20 protein-coding genes and 1 pseudogene are annotated in these 21,839 nt (G+C 54.2%); 7 read left to right on the plus strand and 14 right to left on the minus strand.

Translation table 11 applies throughout. From position 1 onward, the window contains the following. Nucleotides 1–7 precede the first annotated feature (7 nt). On the plus strand, nt 8–880 hold the full coding sequence (locus tag HF685_RS16410) for a heparinase II/III family protein (protein WP_246218607.1): 873 nt from the start codon (nt 8–10) through the stop codon (nt 878–880). 11 nt (nt 881–891) lie between these two features. Beyond that, nucleotides 892–2,484 carry a bifunctional phosphoribosylaminoimidazolecarboxamide formyltransferase/IMP cyclohydrolase gene (purH, locus tag HF685_RS12390; RefSeq protein ID WP_168820255.1) on the plus strand — a complete coding sequence of 531 codons (1,593 nt, stop codon included), beginning with the start codon at nt 892–894 and terminating at the stop codon, nt 2,482–2,484. Nucleotides 2,485–2,514: 30 nt separating this feature from the next. Here purH and HF685_RS12395 read toward each other — a convergent pair whose 3' ends face one another. From HF685_RS12395 to purE, 10 genes and pseudogenes are all read right to left on the minus strand, one after another. Further along, nucleotides 2,515–2,880: a YkvA family protein gene (locus HF685_RS12395; protein ID WP_168820256.1), complete on the minus strand. Its 366-nt coding sequence runs from the start codon at nt 2,878–2,880 to the stop codon at nt 2,515–2,517. A 12-nt stretch (nt 2,881–2,892) separates the two neighbouring features. Further along, a complete protein-coding gene (locus HF685_RS12400; protein ID WP_168820257.1) occupies nt 2,893–3,300 on the minus strand; it encodes a DUF3035 domain-containing protein in 408 nt (135 codons plus the stop codon). A gap of 64 nt (nt 3,301–3,364) precedes the next feature. Next, entirely contained in the window at nt 3,365–3,880 is a 516-nt protein-coding gene (gene lspA, locus HF685_RS12405) for a signal peptidase II (RefSeq protein WP_168820258.1), read from the minus strand. Between the two features lie 123 nt (nt 3,881–4,003). Continuing rightward, nucleotides 4,004–5,635, minus strand: coding sequence for a class I tRNA ligase family protein (locus HF685_RS16735; protein ID WP_425500160.1), 1,632 nt, complete (start codon nt 5,633–5,635; stop codon nt 4,004–4,006). 41 nt (nt 5,636–5,676) lie between these two features. Continuing rightward, a pseudogene (locus HF685_RS16740) lies at nt 5,677–7,032 on the minus strand (class I tRNA ligase family protein); the annotation flags it as partial. Between the two features lie 30 nt (nt 7,033–7,062). After that, entirely contained in the window at nt 7,063–7,986 is a 924-nt protein-coding gene (locus HF685_RS12415) for a bifunctional riboflavin kinase/FAD synthetase (RefSeq protein ID WP_168820259.1), read from the minus strand. 6 nt (nt 7,987–7,992) lie between these two features. Beyond that, nucleotides 7,993–9,195: a dipeptidase gene (locus HF685_RS12420; protein WP_168820260.1), complete on the minus strand. Its 1,203-nt coding sequence runs from the start codon at nt 9,193–9,195 to the stop codon at nt 7,993–7,995. Nucleotides 9,196–9,218: 23 nt separating this feature from the next. Continuing rightward, entirely contained in the window at nt 9,219–9,713 is a 495-nt protein-coding gene (locus tag HF685_RS12425; protein WP_168820261.1) for a dihydrofolate reductase, read from the minus strand. A gap of 55 nt (nt 9,714–9,768) precedes the next feature. Next, nucleotides 9,769–10,839 (minus strand): 5-(carboxyamino)imidazole ribonucleotide synthase, encoded by a 1,071-nt coding sequence (locus HF685_RS12430; protein WP_168820262.1) that lies wholly within the window; start codon nt 10,837–10,839, stop codon nt 9,769–9,771. A 7-nt stretch (nt 10,840–10,846) separates the two neighbouring features. Continuing rightward, nucleotides 10,847–11,347: a 5-(carboxyamino)imidazole ribonucleotide mutase gene (purE, locus tag HF685_RS12435; protein ID WP_168820263.1), complete on the minus strand. Its 501-nt coding sequence runs from the start codon at nt 11,345–11,347 to the stop codon at nt 10,847–10,849. Nucleotides 11,348–11,662: 315 nt separating this feature from the next. On the opposite strand from purE, the gene HF685_RS12440 reads away from it, so the two are divergent. Continuing rightward, on the plus strand, nt 11,663–12,163 hold the full coding sequence (locus tag HF685_RS12440; protein ID WP_168820264.1) for a GGDEF domain-containing protein: 501 nt from the start codon (nt 11,663–11,665) through the stop codon (nt 12,161–12,163). A 21-nt stretch (nt 12,164–12,184) separates the two neighbouring features. On the opposite strand, the gene gpmA is transcribed toward HF685_RS12440, so the two are convergent. The 3 genes from gpmA to HF685_RS12455 form a co-directional block, all read right to left on the minus strand. After that, entirely contained in the window at nt 12,185–12,871 is a 687-nt protein-coding gene (gpmA, locus tag HF685_RS12445; protein WP_168820265.1) for a 2,3-diphosphoglycerate-dependent phosphoglycerate mutase, read from the minus strand. Nucleotides 12,872–12,938: 67 nt separating this feature from the next. After that, on the minus strand, nt 12,939–13,778 hold the full coding sequence (locus tag HF685_RS12450) for a peptidyl-prolyl cis-trans isomerase (RefSeq protein ID WP_168820266.1): 840 nt from the start codon (nt 13,776–13,778) through the stop codon (nt 12,939–12,941). Nucleotides 13,779–13,790: 12 nt separating this feature from the next. After that, entirely contained in the window at nt 13,791–15,701 is a 1,911-nt protein-coding gene (locus HF685_RS12455; protein ID WP_168820267.1) for a DUF3604 domain-containing protein, read from the minus strand. A 231-nt stretch (nt 15,702–15,932) separates the two neighbouring features. Between HF685_RS12455 and HF685_RS12460 the strand changes: the two genes are divergently transcribed. The 4 genes from HF685_RS12460 to HF685_RS12475 all read left to right on the plus strand — a co-directional run bounded on the left by HF685_RS12460 (nt 15,933) and on the right by HF685_RS12475 (nt 21,236). Beyond that, complete coding sequence (locus HF685_RS12460) at nt 15,933–18,518, plus strand: TonB-dependent receptor (RefSeq protein WP_246218608.1); 2,586 nt, start codon at nt 15,933–15,935, stop codon at nt 18,516–18,518. A gap of 105 nt (nt 18,519–18,623) precedes the next feature. Next, on the plus strand, nt 18,624–19,784 hold the full coding sequence (locus tag HF685_RS12465) for an iron-containing alcohol dehydrogenase (protein ID WP_168820268.1): 1,161 nt from the start codon (nt 18,624–18,626) through the stop codon (nt 19,782–19,784). Further along, on the plus strand, nt 19,768–20,223 hold the full coding sequence (locus tag HF685_RS12470; protein ID WP_246218609.1) for an acyl-CoA thioesterase: 456 nt from the start codon (nt 19,768–19,770) through the stop codon (nt 20,221–20,223). The genes HF685_RS12465 and HF685_RS12470 overlap by 17 nt, the downstream gene beginning before the upstream one ends. A gap of 113 nt (nt 20,224–20,336) precedes the next feature. Continuing rightward, entirely contained in the window at nt 20,337–21,236 is a 900-nt protein-coding gene (locus HF685_RS12475; protein WP_246218610.1) for a DMT family transporter, read from the plus strand. Nucleotides 21,237–21,248: 12 nt separating this feature from the next. Here the strand turns inward: HF685_RS12475 and HF685_RS12480 are convergent, their stop codons facing one another. Further along, the gene (locus tag HF685_RS12480) at nt 21,249–21,839 is read right to left on the minus strand and encodes a hypothetical protein (RefSeq protein ID WP_168820270.1); all 591 of its coding nucleotides are present in this window, start codon (nt 21,837–21,839) and stop codon (nt 21,249–21,251) included.

Here is a 21,839-nt window from a genome sequence, read left to right on the forward strand (position 1 = left end):
CAAAGCGGTGCCGCCGCTCACCGGGCTCACCCATTTTGATGGCACGATGGGCAATTGGCAAGGCAGCGGCGCAACGGCGCGGGAACAGGTGGCACAGGTTATCGAAGCCAGTGGTGTGCGGGCGCGGCCTCTGCGCCAGGCACGGGACTGGGGCTATCAGCGCGTGTCGTCCGGGCGCTCGGTGCTCATTCTCGACGCAGCACCGCCACCAATTGCGCGCATGGCAGTCGCGGGTTGCGCTTCCACTTTGGCCTTTGAGTTTTCCAATGGCGACTGCCGGATCATCACCAATTGCGGCGGCGCAGGGTTGGTCGGTGCGACGATTCCTGCCAGTCTTGCGCGTGGACTTCGCACAACGGCGGCTCACAGCACCCTGTGCATTGATGATAGCAACAGCACCTCGATCCTGCCCGATGGCAAGCTGGGTCGCGGTGTCAATGAAGTGGAATTGTTCCGCCGCGATGTTGAAAATGCGACCCGGCTGGAGGCCAATCACGACGGCTACGCGCGGCGCTTTGGCCTCAATCACAAGCGCCTGTTGCTGCTTCGCTCCGATGGTCTGGAGTTGCGCGGAGAGGACATGCTGATCCCCGATGGCCGCAAGCGCCGCCGCAAGAAGGATGATGTGCAATATGCACTGCGTTTCCATCTCGGACCGAATATCGAGAGCGATCTCATATCCGATGGCAAAGGCGTATTGCTGCGGCTGGAAGACGGCAATTTATGGCAATTCCGCTCGACCAGCAGCGCGATTATATTGGAAGAAAGTGTCTGGGTTGACGGCATGGGTATCCCCCACGAAGTCCGGCAAATGGTAATATCGGGATCAGTGGGCAGCGGCGGCGGGGCGACCGGCTGGCTGCTCAAACATATGGGTTAAACGGGGAATTTATGACGGAAAATATTCAGGTAAAACGCGCGCTTTTGTCGGTATCGGACAAGACTGGTCTGGCCGAACTGGGCAAGCAACTGGCGGCCATGGGCGTTGCGCTGATCTCGACCGGCGGCACGGCGAAGGCGTTGCGCGATGCGGGGCTTGAGGTCGCGGACATCAGCGATGTCACGAACTTTCCCGAAATGATGGATGGCCGGGTAAAAACCCTGCATCCCAAGGTCCACGGCGGCCTGCTGGCACGGCGCGATGATGCGGGTCATGTCGCTTCGATGAAGGAGCATGATATTGCCGGAATCGATCTGGTGATCGTCAATCTCTATCCCTTTGCCCAGACCGTGGCCAAGGGTGCGGAACGCGACGAGATTATCGAAAACATCGATATTGGCGGGCCAAGCATGGTGCGGAGCGCGGCGAAAAATCACGATTTCGTAACGATTGTAACTGATGCTGCCGATTACGATACATTACTTACTGAGCTCAAGGAACATGGCGGCGCGACCTCGCTGGCTTTTCGCAAAAACATGGCGGCCAAGGCTTTCGCTGCGACCGCGACCTACGACAGCATGATCGCGCAATGGTTTGGTTTTGCCGATCAGGGCAAGATGTTTCCGGACACATTGCCGCTGACGATGAGCCGCCCGGTTGAATTACGCTATGGTGAAAACCCGCACCAGATGGCGGCACTGTACCTGCCAAATGGCCCTTCCGCTTCAGGCATTGCGCAAGCAAAGCAACTGCAGGGCAAGGCGCTGAGTTACAATAATTACAACGATGCGGATGCTGCGCTCGAACTGGTCAGCGAATTTCGTGATAGCCCGCCAACCGTGGTAATCGTCAAGCACGCCAATCCGTGCGGCGTGGCAAGCGCGGATAATATTCTCGACGCCTATAAAGCGGCTCTGGCCTGCGACAGCGTGTCGGCTTTCGGCGGGATTATTGCCGTCAACCGGCCTCTCGATGGCGCGGCAGCCGAAGCGATGACCGGCATTTTCACAGAAGTCGTTTGCGCCCCCGACGCTGATGACGATGCCAAGGCGATTTTTGCGAAGAAAAAGAATTTGCGGCTGCTGCTAACAGGTGAACTGCCTGATCCGAAGCGTGGCGGCATGGCATTTAAATCCATCGCTGGTGGCTTCCTGCTCCAGTCCCGTGACAACGGGCATGTTTCTGACGATGATCTGAAATGCGTAACCAAACGCCAGCCGACAGAGCAGGAAATGGCCGATTGCCTGTTTGCCTGGACGGTCGCCAAGCACGTGAAATCAAACGCGATTGTTTACGCCAAAGACGGCGCGACAGCAGGCGTAGGCGCGGGCCAGATGAACCGGCTGGAATCCGCGCGCATCGCCGCCTGGAAAGCCAAGGATGCGGCAGAGAAAGCCGGTTGGAGCGAAACGCGCACCATTGGGTCTGCGGTGGCGTCTGATGCGTTCTTCCCGTTTGCCGATGGTTTGCTGGCGGCAGTTGAAGCAGGGGCAACGGCGGTTATTCAGCCCGGCGGATCTATCCGCGATGACGAGGTGATTGCGGCGGCGGATGAGGCTGGCTTAGCGATGCTGTTCACCGGTATGCGGCATTTCCGGCACTAGAAAGCGGTGGGCATGTATATCCCGTCGCGATTACCCGCTATATAGATTCACGGAGATCAAAATCCCGCAAGCCAACCAAATCGCAACAATTGCGACGGTCGCATAAACACTGGTCGGTCGCTCTGATTGCGAGGATGCAGTTTCACGAAACTCCGCCATCAGCTGGTCCGGAATGAAACGCAGGGCCAGCCAGATACCTAGCGGTACGATTATGATGTCATCAAGATATCCGAATAGGGGAATAAAATCGGGAATGAGGTCGATTGGGCTAAGTGCGTATGCTGCCGTTGCCCCTGCAACGATTTTTGCGATGAACGGGGTCCGTCCATCGCGGGCCGCAATCCATATTGCGATTATGTCTCGCTTCAGGTTTTTCGTCCAAAGCTTGATATTCACTCCGGCCCAGCCTTACTCAGGCGTGGCGGCCTGGGCGTTTTGTCCGTCGCCTTCGGGAGCAGCGATAATATCGCGGGTTACACCGCCTTTATTGACGGTGAACGTTCCGGCATCGCCCACGGAGGAGCGGATACCCGCGTCCGAGTTACCAGCTTGACCAACGATTGCTGATTCGGTGACGCTGCGCGCCTGTGGTCCGCCAAACATGGCTTCCAGCGTCTGCTGCTGCGAACTGGCAACTTGCGGACGAGGCTCACCGGGACGTGGCGGGGTCAGCGCAAAATCAGGAGGAATAACCAGCGGCGCCTGCCGCGAAACAGCAAATTCATCGGGCCGGTCACGATTCAAAAACCCGCCGGAACCGCACGCAGAGAGCGCGATCAGTGAAACAAGGCTGATGCCGATGATGGATTTACGCATAATCATATTCCTAAAAAATCTCTAAACAGCCTGATAGCGCGCTCTTGCCACAGGTCAACTTTCATCAAGCTGAACCGTCCGCATTTTCCGTTTTCTCTTCCCGGATCAGCAAGGCCCTGGCCAGCAGGATGACGACCCCGATGGAAATAGCCGCATCGGCAACGTTAAAAATGAGAAATGGCCGGAAATCGCCAAAATGCAGGTCGGCAAAGTCAGCGACGTAGCCCATACGCGCGCGGTCCAATATATTGCCCATCGCCCCGCCAAGCACCATCGCCAGCGCGATAATATCCCACTTCGCTTTTTCGCGGTTCATCCAGACAAACACCGCGATGCCGATAAGGCCGGTCAATGCAACCAGTGCCCAGCGCTGGAAATCGCTGGATGCGGTCAGAAAACCCATGGAAACGCCGTAATTTTCCGCCCAGGTGAGATTGAAAAAGGGCAGCAGCTCAATCTGGCCTTTGCCTTTGAGATCGAGCGGATGCATCACCAGATATTTGGTGAACTGGTCAGCGAAGAAAATCAGGAAGGCGATAATCAGGCCCGTGCGGCGGTATTTTTTGATTGGGTCGGTCATAAGCAATTCACCATTTTACTGTCGTCATTGCGAGGAGCGAAGCGACGCGGCAATCCAGAGCGGTTAGCGACGCTCTGGATTGCTTCGCTGCGCTCGCAATGACGAGTGTGCGGCGATTATCTCTCATGCCACCACCTTCTGGCAACGTCCGCACAACGCGCCATCTTCTTCCACTTCGGGGAGGAGACGCCAACAGCGGCCGCATTTGTGGTTGTTGGTTTTGGTGACGGTGACGTTGCCTGATAAAGCTTTTTGATCATCATCCAATTTGCCTAGTTGGCTTAAATTGACATCAGATACGATCAGAACCTCTGACCAATCAATACCGTCAGTCCGATCAAAGTTACCAGCATCCAAATCCAAAATTACATCTGCTTCCAAACTAGACTTGATTTCCTTCTCACGTCGAAGGGGCTCTATATAAGAATAGACCATTGCACGCCCCAACCGGACCGCTCTCCACCTGTCCGCAAGAATGTCATCTTTCCAACCAGCATCAACCTCCGGCCACTCCTTCAAATGAATGCTATCATCCTCATCCGGAAAACGGCTCTGCCAGATTTCTTCGGCAGTAAACACCAGCACCGGGGCGATATAGCGGGTCAGTGCGTGGAACAATATGTCCATCACCGTCCGGTACGCCATCCGCTTGGGATCATCGGGCGCATCGCAATACAAACAGTCTTTGCGGATATCGAAGAAGAAGGCGCTTAAATCTTCCTGCGCAAAAGCGTTCAGCACCCGCATATAGGGGCCGAAAGCAAAATCATTGACATGCTGTTTCAGCTCCGCATCCACCTCGGCGAGGCGGTGGAGGATATAGCGTTCCAGCTCGGGCATATCGGCAACCGCAACGCGCTCTGCCTCGGTGAAGTCGCCCAGACCGCCAAGCATATAGCGGAAGGTGTTGCGCAGCTTGCGATAGCTATCCGAAACGCCCTTGAGGATTTCGTCGCCTATCCGGTGATCCTCGGTGTAATCAACGCTCGCTGCCCAAAGCCGCAGGATATCCGCGCCCTGCACGTCGATCACCGTTTTGGGATCGAGTGTATTGCCCAGCGACTTGGACATTTTCTTGCCGGTTTTATCGAGCGTCATCCCGTGGGTCAGCACCGCCTTGTAAGGCGCGTGGCCCCTTGTGCCGCAACTCTCCAAAAGACTCGACTGGAACCAGCCGCGATGTTGGTCACTGCCTTCGAGATAGAGATCGGCGGGTGTTTGCTGATCGGGCCATTTGCCGCTTTCCAGCACAAAGGCGTGGGTGCAGCCACTGTCAAACCAGACGTCGAGAATATCGGTTATGACCTCAAAGTCATCGAGCGCATATTTATCGCCGAGGAAATCCTGATGATCGGCATTGAACCAGGCATCAGCCCCACCCGCCTTAAACGCTGCAATAATCCGCTCGTTTACCGCCGGATCGTTGAGATATTCGCCGGTCTTGCGGTCGACAAAAAGCGCAATCGGCACGCCCCAAGCGCGCTGGCGGGAGAGCACCCAGTCCGGGCGGCCTTCAACCATCGATTCCAGCCGCCGCCGTCCGCGTTCGGGCACAAAGCGCACTTTGTTGCGGATTTCGTCCAGCGCAACTTCGCGGAGGGTTCCGTTGATGCCTTCAGCATGGCCGATTTCAAGCCCCTCCCCTTCAGGGGAGGGGTTGGGGTGGGGGAGTTCCTTCGCGAGTGCGCTGTTCGGGTCGTCCCCACCCCGGCCCCTCCCCTGTAGGGGAGGGGGGAGTCCATCGGCACAAACCATTGCGGTGTGCAGCGGTAAATAATCTTCGCTTTCGAGCGCCAGCTATGCGGATAGCTATGGGTGAAATCGGCGCTGGCCGACAACAGGGCGCCGGCTTCGCGCAAATCCGAACAGATCGGGCCATCCGGGCCGTTGAAATTCTTGTTGATCACCCCGCCGGCGCGTTCATCGCTACGCGGCAGCCATTCCCAGTCCTCGCGATAGACGCCGTCGGCATCGACCGCGAACACCGGATTGATGCCATTGGCCTTGCACAGATCGAAATCATCCTCGCCATGGTCAGGCGACATATGGACCAGACCCGTACCCGCATCGGTGGTGACAAAGTGCGAGCCGTCGAGAAACGGGCGCGGTTTGGTGTAGAATTCACTGTCCGGGAAATTGTCGGCCATGGGATGTTTGGCTGTGGCTCCGGCAAGTTGGGAGCCTTTGCCTGACCAATGAATTTGCTCAGATTGAGCAAGCCCGTAAAGCATCCGAGTAGATTTCAATTCTTCAAATAGATCAGCAGCGATCAAAATTCTTTTACTTTGGCTGGGGTCCATCTGCGTTGGAGGCGAACCACGTTCAGTGGTTGGGATTAATTTTGGAGTGAAGTGATCGACCAAAACATAATCAACATCCGCCCCATAAGCGAGTGCCTGATTGACCGGAATTGTCCAAGGAGTCGTCGTCCAGATCACCGCATGCGCACCGACCAGTTCCGGCGCATTTGGCGCCTCGACAATCTCGAACGCCACATCAATCTGCGTCGAGGTGATATCCTCATATTCCACCTCGGCCTCGGCCAGCGCGGTTTTCTCCACCGGCGACCACATCACCGGTTTCGCCCCGCGATACAACTGTCCCGCTTCTGCAAACTTCAAGAGCTCTGCGACAATCGCGGCTTCGGCGTCATAGTCCATCGTGAGATAGGGCTTGTCCCACTCGGCAAGTACGCCGAGCCGCTTGAATTCCTCGCGCTGGACATTGACCCATTTGTCCGCATAGTCGCGGCATTCTGCGCGAAATTCGCTGGCCGGGACCTCGTCCTTGTTGCGCTTTTTCTTGCGATATTGCTCCTCGATCTTCCATTCGATCGGCAGTCCGTGGCAATCCCAGCCCGGCACAAACGGCGCGTCCTTGCCCAGCAAAGTTTGCGATCTTACGACGATATCTTTAAGTGTCTTGTTAAGACTATGCCCTATGTGAATGTTTCCATTGGCATAAGGTGGCCCGTCATGGAAAATGAACTTATCCCGCCCTGCGCGGCACTTTCGCAACTTTTCATAAAGCCCGATTGTCTGCCAGCGCTCCAGGATCGCCGGTTCCTTGGCGGCAAGTCCGGCCTTCATCGGGAAATCGGTCTTCGGCAGGAAAACCGTGTCTTTATAATCTGGTTTGGTGGTGTCAGTCATGATCGCCGGGGATTACGGACAGTTGCGCCTTCACGCAAGATATTCTCGCGCCTTGTGACAATCGCGCTCCATACGGGTCTTTAATTCGTCGAGATCATCAAACTTCTGTTCGCCGCGCAGGAAGTGGTGCAGTTCGACTTCGATTGTCTTGCCATATAGATCTTCGTTGAAATCAAAGAAATATGGCTCAAGTAGTTCTTTGGGCGGATCGAAGGTTGGCCGGATGCCGAGATTGGCGGCTCCGTTCAAAATTCGCCCGTCTGGCAATTTGCCCTTAACCGCATAAATCCCGTATTTCGGGCGCAGATAATGGTCGATGTCAATATTGGCCGTGGGATAGCCCAATAAGCGGCCATTTTTATCGCCGTGAATAACTTCACCTTCAATCGCAAAGGGGCGTGTCAGCAGTGCGTTGGCAGTTTCACAGTCGCCATTTTTCAAGGCATCACGGATACGGCTGGAAGAAATGACTTCATTGTCATCGCTTACCGGGCCAACGGTTTTTGTCGATAAGCCAAGCGGCTTTCCTAGCTCGGCCATCACTACCACATTGCCCGCGCGGCCTTTGCCAAAGGTGAAATCTTCGCCGGTGACCACACCTGCCGCGCCAAAGCGGTCCACCAGCAATTTGGCGACAAAATCCTCTGCCGTGGTCCCGGCGAGTTCCGCGCCAAATTCAAAAACTAGCATTGCGTCGGCCCCGGCTGCCTTAAAAAGTCGTTCGCGTTGGCCCAGCGTGGTCAGACGAAAAGGCGGAGCATCGGGCGTAAAATGGCGAACGGGGTGCGGATCGAACGTGGCGATAATCGCGGGGCGGCCTTGGGCCTGTGCCCAATCGGTAGCGACCTTTGCCACGGCCTGATGACCTTTGTGAAAGCCGTCAAAATTGCCGAGCGCAATTATTGCACCGCGCAAGTCGCCCTCTATCCGGTCATGTCCGCTCAGCCGAGTCATAACCGGCTATTGGCTGGATTCTTGTGTCGGTTCAACAGCTTGTTTAGGCAAGTCTTTCAGCGGGCTCATCCCCTGCCTTAGAACGCGCAGAGCATTGAGGCCCATGACCGCACGGATTTCATCCTCGTTAAAGCCCGCGTCCATGAACGCTTGGGTGATATGGACAATACCGCTGGTGTCAAAGCGCGTGGTCACCGCGCCGTCAAAGTCACTGCCGAGTGCAACAAATTCAATCCCCACCAGATCGCGAACGTGCTTGACTGCCTTGGCTACGGATTTCGGGTCCGTATCACACATCGCGCCGTCCCAGTAACCCAGGCCGATTACCCCGCCGGTTGCCGCGACGCCTTTGATCTCTTCATCGGTAAGATTACGGTTTACGCCGCAAACCGCCTGCAATCCGCCATGACTGGAGACCACGGGACGCCGAGCGATTTTCAGGACTTCTGCGACGGTAGCGTGGCTCGAATGGGCGATATCAACGATCATGCCCATGTCTTCCATATCGGTCACAATCTGACGTCCAAAGTCGGTCAGGCCCCCTTTTTTCTCGCCATGCATTGAGCCAGCGAGTTCATTGTCGAAGAAGTGCACTAGTCCGGCCATGCGCATACCGGCATCGTATAGTTTCTGGAGATTCGCGCGCTTGCCTTCCAGCGACTGGAGGCCCTCAGCGGAGAATAGCACACCGATCGGTCTGTCATTGCCCGACAAGCCATCGATGTCAGCGGGCTTGCTGATCAGGGTTATGGCACCATCTGAATCGGCCACCGCGCGGCCGAGCTTTGTTGCATGCCACAACTGGCGTTCCAGGATCGAGAACCATGTCCGGTAGGGTTGCAGCTGCGCAATTGCGAGCAACGTAATCTGATCGGTATCGGCGCTATTGCTATCGTAATTCTGCCCACGCGGGGTTTTGGTCACGCTGGAAAAAATCTGCAGGCCGACATTGCCCTGCTGCAGGCGCTGCAAGTCTATATGACCGCGATCAACGCTATCGGTAATCTTGCGTTTCCACAGCAATGTATCGCCATGCAAATCAACGATCATCAGGCTGTCATGCAGTTCCTGCGCCTCGGGTGTAATGGGAGGAAGCGACTTGCCGTCAACCATATTGGTCTGTTTTTCAAACACACTTGGTGCAAAAATGAAGAAAGCAGCCGTCGCTATGGCGAACAAACCAAAGAATGAGAGCAGAAACTTCTTCATAGATTACTCTTTACGTGTCGGGGTTATGTGGTGGGGCGCTTCAACGTGACAAAACTATAGGCCGGCTTGCCGTCTGCTGCGTCATGTGCCTCGCGCACAGCCTCGGTCCAGTCCGATAGGTCAAAATCGTCGAGCACGGTATCGCCATCCGCATCCATATGCACTTCGGTGAGTTCGATGCGGTCGGCGCGCGGAATAAACTGTCGATAGATATCCGCGCCGCCTATTATCACGATATGGGGCGCATTTGCGGCCCTCACCGCTGCATCCACATCATGCGCAACGTCAGCGCCATCGCTTTCCCAATCCTCGTCACGGGTCAGCACGATATGACGGCGGCCTGGCAGCAATCCGGGCAGGCTGTCAAACGTCTTGCGCCCCATGATCATCGGCTTGCCCTGGGTTAAGGTTTTGAAGCGGCGCAGGTCGGCTGGTATGTGCCAGGGCAAAGCGCCATCCTTGCCAATGACGCCATTTTCAGCGCGGGCCAGGATCAAGATTATTTCAGGGTGGTTCATTGCTTGCCTTGTTTTGAACTTAGGCACCTAGCGCAGAAAGATAACAAACAATAGCTTAGAAAAACAACTTTGTCACATGGCCCATTTTGCGGCCCTCTCGGGCTTCGCGTTTGCCATATAGATGCAGATGATTGCGGTCATCGCCGAGGATATTTTGCCAATCGTCTGCTTGTGTGCCGATCAGGTTATGCATCTCGACCCGCTTGGCTGCCAATCCGGTGTCGCCCAGCGGCAATCCGCAAATCGCGCGGATATGATTTTCAAACTGGCTGGTGATTGCGCCCTCGATGGACCAGTGACCGCTATTGTGCACGCGGGGTGCCATCTCGTTGAACACGGGACCCTTGAAAGTCGCGAAAAACTCGCAGGTCAGCACACCAACATAGTTTATGGCTTGCGCCATATGTGCGGCCAGCGCGCGCGCTTCTTCCTGCTGATCCAGAATTTCAGAGGGTGCCGGGACGTTTGAAACCGACAATATGCCATCCTCGTGCACATTATGTGGCGTATCCCAAAACCGGATTTCACCATCTTGGGCGCGCACCAAAATCACCGAGAACTCATGGGAAAAGGTCACAAAGCCTTCGGCCACACAAGGTTGCTCACCAACCGCTTTCCAATGGACGTTCAAATCATCACCGGCTTTGATTCGCGCCTGCCCTTTGCCATCATAGCCCATGCTGATAGTTTTCAGGATGGCCGGTGCGCCAATTTCTGCGATGGCCTGCTCCAGTGACGTAATATCCGTAACCTCCGTAAAAGGAGCCGTGACCCCGCTCTGATCGCGGGCGAAGTTCTTTTCGGAGATTCGGTTCTGCGCAATTTCCAGCGCCCCGACCGGCGGATATAACGGCGCACGATCCTTGATGTGAAACAGGGGATCAACAGGAACATTCTCCCATTCAATTGTAATCACGGCACATTTTTTTGCGAAGCTATCGAGGCTCTCGAGATCATGATATCCGGCGCAGGTGAATTCGGCGGAAACCTCAGCCGCCACGCTCCGTTCTTCTGGCGCATAAATATGACAGTGATAGCCGAGCTGCGCCGCCGCAATCGCCATCATCCGGCCCAGCTGCCCGCCACCTAATATGCCGATAGTTGATCCGGGAGGAAGCGCGGTCATGCTGCGCTCATTCAGGCTTGTCTGCAACGGCAGCGCTTTGTGCCGCCCGCCATGCATCCAGGCGATTCGCCAGTGATGCGTCATTATTGGCCAAAATAGCAGCGGCCAAAAGCGCCGCATTCTTGGCCCCGGCCTCGCCGATTGCCAAAGTACCAACCGGAATGCCCGCAGGCATTTGCGCTATCGAGAGCAAGCTATCCATGCCGTTCAGCGCCTTGGACTGAATCGGCACGCCGAGCACTGGGATCCTCGTCATGGACGCAATCATACCAGGCAAGTGGGCGGCGCCACCCGCTCCGGCGATTATGACATTCAGCCCTCTGGAAACCGCTGATTTCGCATAATCATAGAGCCGGTCCGGTGTGCGGTGGGCGGAGACAATTTGAACGTCGTGAGCAACGCCCAGCTGTTCCAGTATATCCGCACCAAGCTTCATCGTGGACCAGTCTGATTGGCTGCCCATGATCATTCCGATTTTCGGATCAATTTCTGCTTTTGCTTCGCTCATATATGCACCTGAAACATGCCGTGGAAGCACAGCCTCTTAGCGCTGATTATAGAGTGTGGCAATCAGGCAATGTTCCATTAGCAGAAACGGGGTGCGAATATTCACGACGGGCAAGAGTTTCCAATTGATACGCGGAATGAAATCTTGTTTTTTCAATAAAATTGACTAGTGAACAAATTTCGAACAAATAGTGTTTCAGCTTCTATTTGCTGTAAACTTGCATGGTACCACAGGGATATGAAATTGGTCAGCGGCAACAATAGTACGACCTCACTATGTAAAAAATGCATTGTTCTGGAACAAGAAAATGCTCGGATGAAGCTGCAGATATCAGAGCTGGAAAAAATGGCCCGGCATGATGTTCTGACTGGATTGCCCAATCGCCGGTCGTTCATTGAAGCACTGGAAACCCGGATCATGCGGTGTCAGCGCTATGGCGATATAACGGCACTATTGTATCTCGACGTCAATGGCCTCAAATCCGTCAATGATGCCCAAGGACACACAGCTGGAGATCAATTGCTTGTTCATTTGGGGCGCCTACTGGATGACAATATTCGTGCTTCGGACATGGTTGCCCGCATTGGCGGCGATGAATTTGCACTCTTGCTCGACAAGCTTGATGCCGATCAGGTGGAAGCGAAAATCAAATTCCTGATGGAAAGAATTGCAAGTTCCACTTTGCATTATGATGGTTCGCAGATCAAAATGAGTGCGGCCATTGGCTATTGTTTTGTCGGCCCCAAGGATTCTGTTGAAGATCTCATGGTACAGGCAGATCAGGCGATGTATGCCTTGAAGCCGGGTCAGAGCTAAGCCGATCCAGCGTTTGGGTTCTCAGCGTTCGGACAAATAATAGCGTTCAATTTCATTGAGATCCCCATCGAGATTGTAGATAATCGGTTGTCCGGTCGGGATTTCCAGGCCGGTAATTTCATCATCGGCAATATTGGAAAGATGTTTGACGAGTGCCCTCAGGCTATTGCCGTGGGCTGATATTAAAACGCGTTTTCCACCCTGCAATTCCGGTGCGATGCGGGTTTTCCAGTAAGGCAACACGCGGGTAATGGTGTCTTTCAGACTTTCGGTGGCAGGCACTTCTATGCCCTTGTAACGCGGGTCACTGGACATTTGATATTCGCTATCGGCGGCCATGGGCGGCGGCGGTGTATCAAAAGAGCGCCGCCAGATATGCACCTGCTCGTCGCCATGTTTATCTCGGGTTTCCTGTTTGTTGAGGCCAGTAAGGCCGCCATAGTGGCGCTCGTTCAACCGATAGTTTTTCTCAACCGGTAGCCATAGCCGGTCCATTTCCTCCAGCGCCAGATTGAGCGTTTTGATGGCCCGGCTTTGCAAACTGGTGAAGCAAAGATCGGCATCAATGCCCTTTTCTTTCATCAATCGCCCTGCGGCGCGCGCTTCCTCAATACCCTTCTCGGTCACGTCAACATCCCACCAGCCGGTAAAGCGGTTTTCGAGATTCCATTGTGATTGACCGTGGCGAAGGAGAATGAGTTGGGGCATGAGTTGGCTGATCCTGTACTGCTGTTTGACGCTCCCTAGCGCGGTGCAAACGACAGGCCAAGCCGGTTTATCGTGCCGGTTCTTTGGTTTGCGCAACTACAACCTTGTAGCGGCCTACAATTCGGTCGATTTCGGCCTGATTTTCTTCTCCCGCCTTTGCTTCAATATAGGCGGCGCGGATGCGATCGCGATTGGCAGCAAAATCGGCCTTTGCGGCTTGGTCAATCACCTCAATCCGTACCAGATGCAGGCCGAATGCCGATCCGACGGGTTTGCTCCACTGGCCCTTCGGCAAAGCAAATACCGCTTTTGCGAAATCCGGGCCAAAGGCACGCGCAACTTCATTTTGCGGTAGCGCCGCATAGCTGCGCTTCTGCATGAAAGGGTCGCCGAGTGATTTCCAGTCGGCGCCATTTTGCAGTTTTTCGCGCGCGCCATCTGCGACGGCTTCCAAAGCATCGCCGTGTCTTTCCGGGCTGAAATATATATGGTTAAAGCTGCGCGTCTCGGAAATGTTGAACTTGTCACGATTTTTTTCAAACCAGCGCTCCAGTTCACTTTCTGACGGTTCGATATCGCTTTCACTGCCCGCAGCAACAAACCGCATTTTCTGGGCAAGGCGGCGTTTTATGATTTCATCGCCTTCCGCCATGCCGAGCCTCCCGGCTTCACGAGCAAGCGCTTCGTCCTCGACATATTGTGCGACCAGGCCCTTCCGGTCTTCGTCCGACGGCGCCGCGCCGGTTGTCCTTATCCACGTATCATCGAGCCGCGCTAGCACGGACTGGCTGACGACAATTGTCTGGTCATTGCTGTCCAGACCGCCAGCCCACAAATAGTCCGTGAGAAAGACAAGCAATCCCAGCGCCAGAAAATGGACCAGCGGTTCGCGCAGCAGTTTTTTCAAGCTTCAGGCCTTTCAGGCGGTGGTTGGCACATACCAGATCGGTGACGACCATGCACGTTCCTGAATGGTTTTTTGGAGCGCGGGATTAGGCGGAACACCGGCGCGCAAAGCATCCCAAGTGGACCAGCGGCATACCGGATTTTCGAGCACGCGGACATAATAGGATGCGCGCTGTCCATTCTTATGTTCAGGATCACGCCAGAAGGTCTTGAGCTCTGGCGCACCTTTGTCCTGAGAGATCGAGCAATCGCTCAAATCCACTTTTGCGCCATTGTCGGGACACCGGAAATTGGCGTCTACAGTGCCGCCGTCGCTGCAAGCCACATCAAAGATTTTTTCGTTGGCCTTGCCGCCATCGGTCCAAACTTTGACGATTTGCACGCGTTGTAGCGGTGCGCTTGCGGCGTCGCGCATGGCCCAGACAATAAAGCCCGGTGCTTTGCCTGCTCCGACAAGATCGCCGCCCATCGGGACGCCGTTTTTATAGGCCTTGCTGACCATAGCCGGATCGTCGAGCATTTTTTCGTCGAAACCAAAGCCGCCAAAGAACCGTAATTTGATCCGGGTGCCTGTGGTCGCATAGGTTTCCTTGCGGCGCATAGCATCAAATATCGCCTCACGCGTATTTTGCTCCGCCCAGACCGCCGCGTAGCCCGACGCGCTCCAGCGCGAGAACCAGTTGGCGGCGCGCGGATCGACCGTCACGCCCTCCCAGCTTTTCTTGTCGCCCGGTGGGACCGAACCGCGAAGTTCCGGTGTGCCATCGACTGCGCCAATTTTGGACCAGAAATTTTTCTCGTCAAACGACCCGCCAGCGACATGCGTGTCTGAAGAACCGATAAAACCGAACTGGAAAGGGTTGGCACCGATTTTCTCTGTCAATGCCAGCCCATTGACCAGCGCTTGCCTCACATAATCGCCGGTTGCGGTCTTGGATTTGGTCTGTGACGACAGTAGATATTCGTAAATTTCAAAATCAGCCCATTCGTCATTGGGTGATAACGAAGGATGGGTTTCGGACGTCCCCTTTACCTGAGTAATCTCGACAATAGGCTCGTTGCGCAAACGTTTTTCGGCATAAGCCTTGGTCAGCGGTTGGCCGTTGTAGGTTTCCATCTTGAACATTTCGCCATCGGACACGTTACTATTGTGCGGGATGGCCATAACGTCATTCCCTGCATCGCGCTGGCTATCCATCCAGTTCCACAAGTCTTCGGGATTGACTGAATCCACCGTCGCAAACGGCATATCGGGAGCGGACCCCTTGAACACCACATTGCGATGGAGATTGCCGCCGGCAAATCCGCCTTCCGGTCCCCTTGTGGTTCGCACGGCGGTATATTCATATCCCGAAAATGTCGTGAATTTGCCGGGTTTATTATATTTGTCTGCCGAATCCTTGATTTGTTTCCAGACGTTGCCGACAATTTTGGGATCATAGACGCCTGGCATTTTTACACCGTCACGAACCGCGCCGCCAATTAGCTGGAACGCCGTCAGAATTTTTTCCTGATCGGTGCTGAACATGTCCTTTGCCATGTCCAGTTTGGAGAGCACGGTCCCCGGTGTGTTCATGGTCTCAAGATGGCCAAGGTAGGATGCGTGATCGGTAACCGCCATAAAGTCTAGAGGCGGCCCCTCGAGTTTCAGATCATAGCCGAGGGGATGCTTGATGGTCTCCCCCATGCCGAATTTATAGGCATCATCTGGCGTCGCCCGGACGTTGAAAATATAGGCGTCAAAACTATTTTTGGTGTGGATGTGCAAATCACCGAAATAGACATTACGATCCGGATTGGCTTCTTCGCCAGATTTTTCGCCCGGCGCGAGTGCCGTTTCGCTGGTACTTGCGTTATCGCCGGTGCCAGAGCAGCCTGCCATCAGGACGCCCAAAGCCACAAAGCTCAAAAAATTGCGTATCATTGTTGCGTCCCTCCGTCGGTTCGTTGACCGGAATCCTAGTTTTTTTCGCGCGATCCGTCAAAAATATTGTCACATTTTTGCAACGTTCGCTGTGGAATCGCCTGATATCTGGCGTTCTCACCTTGATTTAATGACGCAATTAAACGACTGACGCAAGCGTAACCGCTAACGAGCAGACCAAACCCCAGGAAAATTGGCGACCAAAGCGGTGAGTTCAACGGGAGAATACTAATGAGAGTTTTGAATAAAGTGCTTATGGCTGCCATGTGCAGCACCGCAATGGCCACCCCCGCCTTTGCCCAGGATTCCGGCGCAGAAGAAGCGTTTGACGAAAACGTCATCATCGTGACGGCAACCCGTCGCGCGCAGGACGTTCAGGATATTCCTATCGCTGTGACGGCGATAAGCCCGGTCCAGCTTGAGCAACAGGGCGTTGTCAATGTTCAGGATATTGGCAGCATCGCGCCAAGCTTTTCGTCTTCAAATGCACAAACTGCTTCCGGCACAGTCGTACTTCGTATCCGCGGTATTGGTACGACTTCGAATAATATCGGTTTTGAATCGGCAGTCGGCATTTTCGTTGACGGTGCCTATCAGTCCCGCCCCGGTGTCGCATTGGGTGAGTTTGTCGATGTCGAACGGGTTGAAGTTCTTCGCGGTCCTCAAGGCACATTATTTGGGCGGAACACATCTGCCGGAGCCCTGACCATTACCAACAAACGCCCCGACCTTAATGAATTCGGCGGCTTCGTCAACGCGACCTATGGCAATTATGACCATATGAGTGTGCAAGGTGCCATAAATGCTCCAATCATTCAGGATACCCTGGCATTTCGCCTGACGGGTGCCTATCGTAAACGCGATGGCTATGTGACTGTCATTAACCGCACCGGTACAGCTATTGGGGAATCCAACAATACAGACCAATATCTCATTCGCGGTCAGCTGGGCTTCGAAACCGAAGGCGGTATCAAGGGTCGGCTGATTGCCGATTATTCGAAGAGCACTGCAAGTTGTTGTGCTGCTATCGAGGTTTTGCGGTCACCGGTTGAAAGCGGCGGACTGTTTGCTGCCGTTGGTCTTGGCGCTCGCGGCGGTATGGCCGCACCAGTTGTCGCCGTTAACCGGTTTGATACAACAGTAGCAGAGCGCGCTGCTGACAATCTGATTGCTACCTCCGATCAGCAATCTGTAAACAGCAACGATCAATGGGGTATTACCGGTGAAGTCGAATTTCCGATCGGCGATAATGCGGACCTTATCTATATCGGCTCCTATCGTGAATATAGCGCGCAGGAATCTTACGATTCGGATTTTTCAGGGCTGGACGTATTCAACGTTCTTCCCGGCGGTGGTACCGATATTGAAACGATGACCCACGAACTGCGCTTGCAGGGCGATGCTCTCGACGGACGCCTTGAGTATGTTTTTGGCGGTTATTATTCGGAAGAAGATATTGCCCAGACGGTGAATTTCGGCCTTGGTCAGGATTATGGTGAACTGGTTGGTGCATTGTTCTTCGCGCCAACTCGCGGCGCTTTTGGTGCAAACCCGCTGACATTATTGACCAACAGCAATATTTTTCCAAATTCACCGCTCAACGTTCCTGGCGGAATTGATCCATCGGTTGTCCGTGCAACCAATGCCTATACCCAGAACAGCAAAAGCTGGTCACTCTTTGGTAATGTGACAATGGAAATTGTTGATGGTTTGAAGCTGAATGGCGGCTTGCGTTATTCGGACGAAAGCAAGGATGGCAGCTTCAGCCAGCCTGCGATCAACAATCCACTCTGCCCGGCTATTCTGGGTACTATCGGGGCAGGAAACGTTCCGGGTGCATTGGTCAGCAATGTATTTGGATTGGGTTGCTTCGCGTTCACCGCGCCGGCAATCGGTTCAAACGCTAACCCGTTTCCATTGCCACGGCTATTCACGTCCAAGTTCAAAGATAATGAGCTGATTTATACCGGTAAAATATCCTATGAATTTGCTGATCCGATCACTTTATATGCCAGTTTCACTCATGGTTATAAATCAGGCGGGTTTAACCTCGACTCGACCGCTGCTGCCGGTGGCGCTGATCCGCGCTTCCTGTCCGAGACTGTTGATGCTTATGAAGTCGGCTTCAAGGGCAAGTTCCTGGATAACGCAGTGACGTTGAACGTTGCTGGGTTCATCGAAAATTTCCAGAACTTTCAGGTTCTTGAATTTACCGGTGCCCAGTTTACGACTTTCAACGTTCCAAAGGCCAGAACCTCCGGTTTTGAAATTGAAACTTTGATTCGTCCAAGCGACAACTTCACCATTAACGGCGGCCTGACCTATACGAATGCGATTTATCCCAATGATTGTGCAGGTACACAAACCGTAGTAAATGTGGTCGCACTATGTGGTAACTCCCACACCAATGCGCCAAAATGGGTGGGTATCATGGGTGCAACCTATGATCGCGATATCGGTAACAGCCTGAAGTTCTTCGTAAACGCTCAGGCACGCATGGAGAGTGACCGGCGGACATCGACACAGGCAATTGAGGTGCCAAGCGCAACTGCGATTGCAGCAGCAGGTAGCGTGCAAGCGGCCGTCGCAGCTGCACCGCTCAACCCGTTTGATCTTCAGGACGGCAATATCAAGATCAACATGCGCGCCGGTATCGGTGATATCAACGATGCATGGGGTATTGAAGCCTGGGTTACCAACTTGACCAACGAAGTCACACGCGGTGTTACCTTTAACACCGTTCTTCGCTCTGGTTCGCGGTCGACCTTCGTGCAAGAGCCTCGCATGTACGGCGTGACGCTTCGCGGCAAGTTCTAGGCTACAGATCCAGTTTGGGGGAATTTCGTCACCCAGCAACGAGGGGCCGGTTTTTCCGGCCCCTTTTTATTGCGCCGCCCCGGAATCGGTGCAAGGAATAAGTGCATGAACGCTTTCACCTTCCAAACCGTCCCGGCCCTTCACTTCGGCCAAGGTTGTTTGTCGTTGCTCGCTGCCCAAATCAAGGTCTTGCGTGCGTCCAAGCCGCTCATCGTCACGGATAAGGGCATTATCAGCGCTGGCCTGATCTCCCAGGTAGTCACTGCATTGGAGGAAACCGGGCTGAACGTCGAGATTTTTGAAGATGTCATTGCCGATCCGCCAGAGGCCATTGTTGAACAGGCTATTGCCATGGCAAAGAGCAAGAATGTTGATATCGTGATCGGTCTGGGTGGAGGAAGCTCTCTTGATACCGCCAAAGTTGTTGCGGCGCTGGCGGTCGACAATGCGCAGCCATTGTCAGCAATCTATGGTGTTGGCGCGCTGGATCGCAAAGGTCTGCCAACTATCCTGATCCCGACAACATCGGGAACGGGATCGGAAGTGACCGCTATCTCCATTCTGACCACCGGAGAAACCACCAAGGCTGGTATAGTATCGCCGCATCTTTTTGCCGATGCTGCTTTTCTTGATCCCGCTTTAACGCTTGGCCTGCCAGCAAATGTCACCGCAGCAACCGGCATTGATGCGATGGTCCATGCGATTGAGGCGTTTACCGGGCGCAATGCGAAAAACCCGATTTCGGATATGCTCGCGATCGAGGCATTAAAGTTGCTGACGGCCAATATCGAAACCGCCTGTTTCGATGGTTCCAACATGCTTGCGCGCGAAGCGATGCTGCGAGGCTCCATGCTTGCCGGGCAGGCCTTTGCCAATAGCCCTGTTGGCGCTATCCATGCGCTCGCCTATCCACTCGGCGGTATTTATCATATCCCGCACGGTCTCTCCAACGCGCTGGTGATGCCTTATGTCATGCAGTATAATCTTGATGTCGCGGCACCCCTATACGCCCAGCTCGCTGATGCTCTGGATTTACCCTGGAGCAGCGAGAACAGCATCGAAGCGCGGGCGCAACAGCTAATTGACCATCTCGAAGACTTGGCGGTCAAGGTCAGAGCACCGCGCAAGTTGCGCGAACTGGGCATTGCCAAGGAAGCAACGACCGAGCTTGCTGAAGCGGCGATGCTGCAAACCCGGCTGCTCGTGAATAATCCCAAGGATCTGGCACTGGTCGACGCACAGCGCATTTATGATGGAGCGTGGTAAATTGGTAGAACGAGCATCGCCGCCGGTGTGGGATGATTATCGGTCAGGCTCGGCGATTACGACACGTTGGAACGACAATGATCCTTATGGACATGTCAATAACGCGGTCTATTATCTCTGGTTTGACAGTGCGGTAAACCGTTATCTGATCGAACAAGGTGCGCTGGATATCAAGGCCAGCAAAGTCATCGGTCTGGTCGTCAACACGTCCTGCGATTATTTCGCACCTATCACATTTCCAGATGATGTGGAGGTTCGTATCCGCGTGGGTAAACTGGGCAATAGCAGTGTCACTTATGGCGTCGGCCTGTTCCGTGGAGAAGAAAAAACCGCTTCGGCGGCTGGCAGTTTTACCCATGTTTATGTCGATCGCGAAACCCGGCGTCCGGTTGCTCTTCCTGCCCCGCTGCGATCAGTTTTAGAGGCAATATGCGTCTAGTCATTTAGCTGCATGGAAGAACCAATGAAAGTTCTCGCCGTTCTGAAATTGGGGCTTGATGTAACTGGACAATTTATTTGCCTGGCCTGATAGCATGCGTCATGACATCTCCAATGATTGATAATGAAAACCCGCCTCTGGTTCCCATGGGATCAGTCATGTTGGGCTTGCTGACCTTCTCGATGATGGACGTGTTTATGAAGAGTCTCAGCATGGAATTGGGCGCGTACAACGCGATTTTGTGGCGGGTATTGGTGGCACTGGTGATCGTATCGGTCGTGTTCTTCGCGCGCAGCCCGAAAATGCCAGGCAAAGCTGCCCGCAAAATTCATCTGCAGCGCGGCGTACTCATGATATTCATGGCCTATTTGTTTTTCTGGGGACTTGCGCGCGTGCCGCTGGCAGAAGCCATTGCCCTATCGTTCATCGCGCCCATTATCGCGCTTTATCTGGCGACAGTATTTTTGAGGGAAACCATCCACCGCAACGCGATAGTCGCGTCGATATTGGGCTTTGGAGGCGTATTAATCATCGCATGGGGCCGTGCGCGCGGCGGATTTGACGAGGAAGCTTTTCTTGGTATTGGCGCGATATTATTATCCGCTGTCCTTTATGCGGGCAATTTGGTGATCCAGCGAACCCAAGCGTTGCTTGCAAACCCGGTCGAGATCAGCTTCTCGCAAAACCTTGTCTTCAGTTGTGCGTTTCTGCTGTTTGCCCCTTTTTTTGCCGAGATACCGGACGTCGAATATGCGCCGCAAATCATCGGAGCGGGCGCGCTTTCTGTCATTTCTGCCGTTTTCATCGCCTGGGGCTATCGCAGGGCGGAAGCGCAGTTGCTCATCAATCTCGAATATACCGCCTTCATCTGGGCGGCCCTATTTGGCTGGCTTTTTTTTAGCGAGCCGGTCACGATTTTCACCATTGTGGGAACAATCCTGATCGTTGCAGGATGTGTTTTGACATCACGACGCCAGCGACGAGTGATCCATGTGGAACCGACGGTTGTCTGATCGTGATTCCGGTCACTTAACGACACCGCGAAAGCGAAGCTCTCCGGATTCTCCCGCAGCGATAGGCTCGGCAAACACCCATTTCACGTGCGTTACGTCAGCTGGTTGTGCTTCACGCTCTATATCAGCGACAGGAGCGGCCGCTGCTTCAACTTCAACTTCCGCTGCTGCTTCGCCCGGTTCGGTGACGAGTAAATCTGCGAGTTTGCCGAAAGTTTTGCCCCCATCCACCGACACTTCCGCCCAAACTTCGTCCACTTCAGTAAAGGAAACGGCGGGGTGCACGGGATTGTTGACGACAAACCCTGTTGCTGGGCTGCTGCCAATATTTTTAAAGGCATTGATAAAGACAAGCTTGTCGCCGGGCACGACTTTTACGTCGTTGGGATCATGCAGGGTTGTTTTGATTTCGCCAGTGTCACTGGTCACAGAGCGCTCGACTTTTACCTTGCTCTCAATTTTCACATCGGCAGTAGTCTTATCCGCAGCCTGCACCAAAAAGGGCAGAGGAGCGGCATGCGCCGAACTTGCGGTACTGATGCCAGCGGTCAACACGCCAACAACCAATGCGGTTTCGATCAAAATAGTACGCTTGATAGACAT

It is taken from the genome of Parasphingorhabdus halotolerans, from assembly GCF_012516475.1.
Lineage (GTDB): Bacteria > Pseudomonadota > Alphaproteobacteria > Sphingomonadales > Sphingomonadaceae > Parasphingorhabdus > Parasphingorhabdus halotolerans.

What these genes read in the sequence shown, in the direction of transcription:
- gpmA (WP_168820265.1), bottom strand. Translation starts at nt 12,871, where the DNA reads ATGCCCCAACTCATTCTCCTTCGCCACGGTCAATCACAATGGAATCTC.
- HF685_RS12480 (WP_168820270.1), bottom strand. Translation starts at nt 21,839, where the DNA reads ATGTCTATCAAGCGTACTATTTTGATCGAAACCGCATTGGTTGTTGGC.
- HF685_RS12455 (WP_168820267.1), bottom strand. Translation starts at nt 15,701, where the DNA reads ATGATACGCAATTTTTTGAGCTTTGTGGCTTTGGGCGTCCTGATGGCA.
- HF685_RS12470 (WP_246218609.1), top strand. Translation starts at nt 19,768, where the DNA reads ATGATGGAGCGTGGTAAATTGGTAGAACGAGCATCGCCGCCGGTGTGG.
- HF685_RS12465 (WP_168820268.1), top strand. Translation starts at nt 18,624, where the DNA reads ATGAACGCTTTCACCTTCCAAACCGTCCCGGCCCTTCACTTCGGCCAA.
- HF685_RS12430 (WP_168820262.1), bottom strand. Translation starts at nt 10,839, where the DNA reads ATGACCGCGCTTCCTCCCGGATCAACTATCGGCATATTAGGTGGCGGG.
- HF685_RS12415 (WP_168820259.1), bottom strand. Translation starts at nt 7,986, where the DNA reads ATGACTCGGCTGAGCGGACATGACCGGATAGAGGGCGACTTGCGCGGT.
- HF685_RS16735 (WP_425500160.1), bottom strand. Translation starts at nt 5,635, where the DNA reads ATGGTTTGTGCCGATGGACTCCCCCCTCCCCTACAGGGGAGGGGCCGG.
- HF685_RS12420 (WP_168820260.1), bottom strand. Translation starts at nt 9,195, where the DNA reads ATGAAGAAGTTTCTGCTCTCATTCTTTGGTTTGTTCGCCATAGCGACG.
- HF685_RS12475 (WP_246218610.1), top strand. Translation starts at nt 20,337, where the DNA reads ATGATTGATAATGAAAACCCGCCTCTGGTTCCCATGGGATCAGTCATG.
- HF685_RS12440 (WP_168820264.1), top strand. Translation starts at nt 11,663, where the DNA reads ATGAAGCTGCAGATATCAGAGCTGGAAAAAATGGCCCGGCATGATGTT.
- HF685_RS12400 (WP_168820257.1), bottom strand. Translation starts at nt 3,300, where the DNA reads ATGCGTAAATCCATCATCGGCATCAGCCTTGTTTCACTGATCGCGCTC.
- lspA (WP_168820258.1), bottom strand. Translation starts at nt 3,880, where the DNA reads ATGACCGACCCAATCAAAAAATACCGCCGCACGGGCCTGATTATCGCC.
- purH (WP_168820255.1), top strand. Translation starts at nt 892, where the DNA reads ATGACGGAAAATATTCAGGTAAAACGCGCGCTTTTGTCGGTATCGGAC.
- HF685_RS12460 (WP_246218608.1), top strand. Translation starts at nt 15,933, where the DNA reads ATGAGAGTTTTGAATAAAGTGCTTATGGCTGCCATGTGCAGCACCGCA.
- purE (WP_168820263.1), bottom strand. Translation starts at nt 11,347, where the DNA reads ATGAGCGAAGCAAAAGCAGAAATTGATCCGAAAATCGGAATGATCATG.
- HF685_RS12425 (WP_168820261.1), bottom strand. Translation starts at nt 9,713, where the DNA reads ATGAACCACCCTGAAATAATCTTGATCCTGGCCCGCGCTGAAAATGGC.